Source organism: Herbaspirillum sp. UBA812 (assembly GCF_002296545.1).
Classification (GTDB): domain Bacteria; phylum Pseudomonadota; class Gammaproteobacteria; order Burkholderiales; family Burkholderiaceae_D; genus Herbaspirillum; species Herbaspirillum huttiense.
In genome coordinates this window covers 1-3,803 of record NZ_DBIC01000378.1, presented here as the reverse complement: position 1 = coordinate 3,803, position 3,803 = coordinate 1, and the positions used below count along the sequence as shown (strand labels likewise).

The following is a 3,803-nucleotide window of genomic DNA, read 5'->3' as shown; positions in this document are numbered from 1 at the left end:
CGCCATCGGCGGCTCCACCAATGCCCAGCCGCACATCATGGCCATGGCGCGCCATGCGGGCGTGGAGCTGCATTCGGAAGACTGGATGAAGTATGGTTACGACGTGCCGCTGCTGCTGAACATGCAGCCCGCCGGCAAGTACCTGGGTGAACGATTCCACCGCGCCGGCGGCGTACCGGCCATCATGTGGGAACTGCAGCAGGCCGGCAAGCTGCGCGCCGAGCGCATCACCGCCACCGGGAAGACCATGGCCGAGAATCTGCAGGGCCGCGCATCGAACGACCGGGAAATGATTTACGCATTTTCCGCCCCGCTGCGCGAACGCGCCGGTTTCCTGGTGTTGAAGGGCAACCTGTTCGACTTCGCCATCATGAAGACCAGCGTCATTTCGGAGACCTTCCGCGAGCGCTACCTCAGCACGCCCGGCCAGGAAAACATTTTCGAATGCCGCGCCGTGGTCTTCGATGGTTCGGACGACTACCACGCCCGCATCAACGACCCCGCACTGCAGATCGACGAAAACACCCTGCTGGCCATTCGCGGTGCCGGTCCGGTCGGCTGGCCCGGTTCGGCCGAGGTGGTCAACATGCAGCCGCCCGATGCGCTCATCAAGCGCGGCATCTCGACCCTGCCTACGCTGGGCGACGGCCGCCAGTCCGGCACTTCCGACAGTCCCTCCATCCTCAACGCCTCGCCCGAGAGCGCGGTTGGTGGCGGCCTGGCCTATCTGCGCGATGGCGACCGCGTGCGCATCGATCTCAACACCGGCGAGTGCAACATGCTCATCAGCGAGGAAGAGCTGGCGCGCCGCAAGAGCGAAGGCATTCCGCCGGTGCCGCCCAGCCAGACACCCTGGCAGGAAATCTATCGCAGCACGGTCGGCCAACTGGAGACCGGTGCCTGCATGGAGCTGGCCCTGAAGTACCAGGGCGTGGCGCAAACCCTGCCACGGCACAATCACTGACATGCTGACCCTGCATCGTGAATTGCGCATGCCACCGGCCCCGGTGAGAAGGATCAAGGGGCCGATGCGCATCGACGCGCACCAGCACTTCTGGCGCTACCGTTCCGAGGATTATCCGTGGATCGGTACCGGCATGGACCTGCTGGCGCAAGACCGCCTGCCCTACCAGTTCCAGCCGCTGCTGGACGCCCAGGGCCTGCATGCGTCGATCACGGTGCAAGCCCGTCCGGGCCACGAGGAGACCGGTTTCCTGCTGGAGATGGCGCGGCGCGATGCACGCATCGCCGGCGTGATCGCCTGGGATGACATTGCCTCGCCGCAACTGGCCGAACGCATGGAGCAATGGGGCCGCGCCAAGATGCTGGGACTGCGCCATCCGATGCAGGACGAGGATGATGCCGCGCAAGCGCTGGTACAACCGCAGTTCAATCACGGCGTGCGCTGGCTGCAGGAGCGCGACTACGTGCTGGAAGTGCTCACCCATGAACGCCACCTGCCGCAGCTGCGCCAGCTCTGCGCCTTGCATGACCAGCACTGGGTGGTCCTGAATCACCTCGGCAAGCCGGCCCTGAAGGAATTCCGCAAGGGCCGCGCCGCCTATGAGCGCTGGCGCCAGCAGTTGCGCGAACTGGCCGCCATGCCGCACGTGGCCTGCAAGATCTCGGGCCTCTTGACCGAAGCCGACTGGCTGCGCGGACTCTGCACGCGCGACTTCGATCACATCGTGCAGTGTCTCGATACGGCGCTGGAACTGTTCGGTCCGCAGCGCCTCATGTTCGGATCCGACTGGCCCGTCTGCCTGCTGGCCGCCTCCTATGCAAGGGTGGTGGCGGTGGTGCGGGAATGGGCCGCGCGCCGTCTTTCTCCAGCTGACCAGGACGCCCTGTGGGGCGAATCCTCGGCCCGGATTTATGGCCTGATGCCATAAGGTTTTCCCCGGCTGCCTTTTCATTGCCAAGCGGTTTTCACGGTGCGATATTGCGCCAGGGAACGCTTTGTCATGACAAGGTACGGGGAGACAAAAAATCAAACGCCTCAAACGCAACATGACCCTGCTGGTCGGCTCGCTGACACTGATGGCAGGGGTCATCACCAGTGTGGTGCTCTACCAGAGCTACAAGCAGGTAGAACACATTTCGGTCAATCACACCCTCAACGTGGCGCGTATCGCGCAGCGGTCGATCTCGCGCAACATGGAGCTGCTCTCGCTGGCGCTGGACAGCCTGGCGTGGCGCTATCGCCATACGCAACTGCATCGCATGCCGGCCCAGCAACAACTGGAATTTCTGCTTGGCGAAAAGATCGAGGCCGGCTACATCGCGGCCCAGGGCATCATCGACGCCGATGGTGAACGCGTGGTCGGATCACCCGTGCTGGACGAGATCATGCCGGGCAATTTTTCCGGCCGCGATTTCTTCGACGGGCCACGACAGGACGCGCGCGGCACCCTTTTCATTTCGTCCCCGCAAGCGGTACGGCTGGAACGGCGCGCCCAGGTGATCGTGCTGTCCAAGCGGCTGGTCCATGTCGACGGCAGTTTTGGCGGGGTGGTCTTCATGGTGCTCTACCTGGATTATTTCCGGCAGCTGTTCGAGGCCATGTCATTGGAAAAGAATGCGGTCATGTCGCTCTACTCGGTGGAGGGCGTAGCCTACATGCGCCTGCCTTATGACGAGGCCTTCATCGGCTCGCGGGTGGAAAATGCCCCGCAGCTGCAAAAGCTGCTGGCGGCCAGCGCCCCCGCTGAAGGCAGCTATTTCACGCGCTCGCAGCAGGATGGGGTGCAGCGCCTCTACACCTACGTGCGCGTGCCACAGACGCGCTGGGTGGTCTTCATCGGCCACACCAAGGCGGCGCTGTTCCGTGAATGGATGCGCATGTTCTATGCCGTGGTCTTCCTGATGGCGCTCTTCAGCACGGCGGCCTTCTACCTCATCAGCCGCGTGCGCGAGGAATTGTTCCGCCGCAGCAAGCTGGACCAGCAACTGGAGGAGCAGGCCCGCACCGACAAGCTGACCACGCTGCTGAACCGCCGCGCCCTGGACGAAGTCCTGCAGGAGGCCTGGCACAAATGCCAGCGCAATGACTCGGCACGCTTTGCGGTGCTGTTTGCGGATGTGGATTTTTTCAAGCTCTACAACGATACCTACGGCCACAAGGCGGGTGACTATGCCCTGGTGGCCGTGGCCCGTTGCATCAAGGGTGCGGTTTCCCGCCATTGCGACCGTGCCGGTCGCTACGGGGGTGAAGAATTCGTGGTGCTGCTCGATGAGGCCGATGCCGAGGGCGCCATGCACGTGGGCAAGCTGATATTGGCAGCGCTGCAGGCCCAGAAAATCCCGCATGAACGCAGCCCGTTCGGCCGCCTCACCATCAGCATCGGCGTGGCCTGCCTGGAGCGCGGCGTGCATCGCAGTGTCGACGAAATCATCAAGGCCGCCGATGAGGCGCTCTATCAGGCCAAGCACGAAGGCCGCAACCGGGTGCGGCTGTACCAGGCCACCGCCAAGGTGGTCCCGGCTGAATGGCAGCTCAGTTCAGCGAACAGTTGAGCCACTTGGCGATGCGCACCCCATCCAGGCGCGAGCCATCGGCAGTGCCGCTGCCCAGCATGGTGACGATCACCGGCCGGCGGTCATGCACCAGCAGGCGCAGCACCATGTTGTGGCCGGACTCGTTGATGAAGCCGGTCTTCTGCACGGTGGCATTGACCTGGCCGTAGCGGATCAGGCGATTAGAATTGATGTACTGCAGCTGGCCACGGCCGATGTTGATGATCTTCTGCTTGTCCAGCGAATCATTGCGGATGAGCTGGTAGCGGTTGGCCGCCTTGACCAGT

3 protein-coding genes and 1 pseudogene are annotated in these 3,803 nt (G+C 63.5%); 3 read left to right on the top strand and 1 reads right to left on the bottom strand.

Annotation, left to right across the window (positions count from 1 at the left end):
* From B3873_RS24945 to B3873_RS24935, 3 genes are all read left to right on the top strand, one after another.
* The coding region (locus tag B3873_RS24945; RefSeq protein ID WP_286869702.1) for a dihydroxy-acid dehydratase at nucleotides 1-964 on the top strand (964 nt) is incomplete at its 5' end.
* A 1-nt stretch (nucleotide 965) separates the two neighbouring features.
* Nucleotides 966-1,892 (top strand): amidohydrolase family protein, encoded by a 927-nt coding sequence (locus B3873_RS24940; protein WP_134223790.1) that lies wholly within the window; start codon nucleotides 966-968, stop codon nucleotides 1,890-1,892.
* 118 nt (nucleotides 1,893-2,010) lie between these two features.
* Nucleotides 2,011-3,516 carry a sensor domain-containing diguanylate cyclase gene (locus tag B3873_RS24935; RefSeq protein ID WP_286869700.1) on the top strand — a complete coding sequence of 502 codons (1,506 nt, stop codon included), beginning with the start codon at nucleotides 2,011-2,013 and terminating at the stop codon, nucleotides 3,514-3,516.
* On the opposite strand, the pseudogene B3873_RS24930 reads toward B3873_RS24935, so the two are convergent.
* A pseudogene (locus tag B3873_RS24930) lies at nucleotides 3,497-3,803 on the bottom strand (D-alanyl-D-alanine carboxypeptidase); the annotation flags it as partial. The gene B3873_RS24935 and the pseudogene B3873_RS24930 overlap by 20 nt on opposite strands.

What these genes read in the sequence shown, in the direction of transcription:
- B3873_RS24935 (WP_286869700.1), top strand. Translation starts at nt 2,011, where the DNA reads ATGACCCTGCTGGTCGGCTCGCTGACACTGATGGCAGGGGTCATCACC.
- B3873_RS24940 (WP_134223790.1), top strand. Translation starts at nt 966, where the DNA reads ATGCTGACCCTGCATCGTGAATTGCGCATGCCACCGGCCCCGGTGAGA.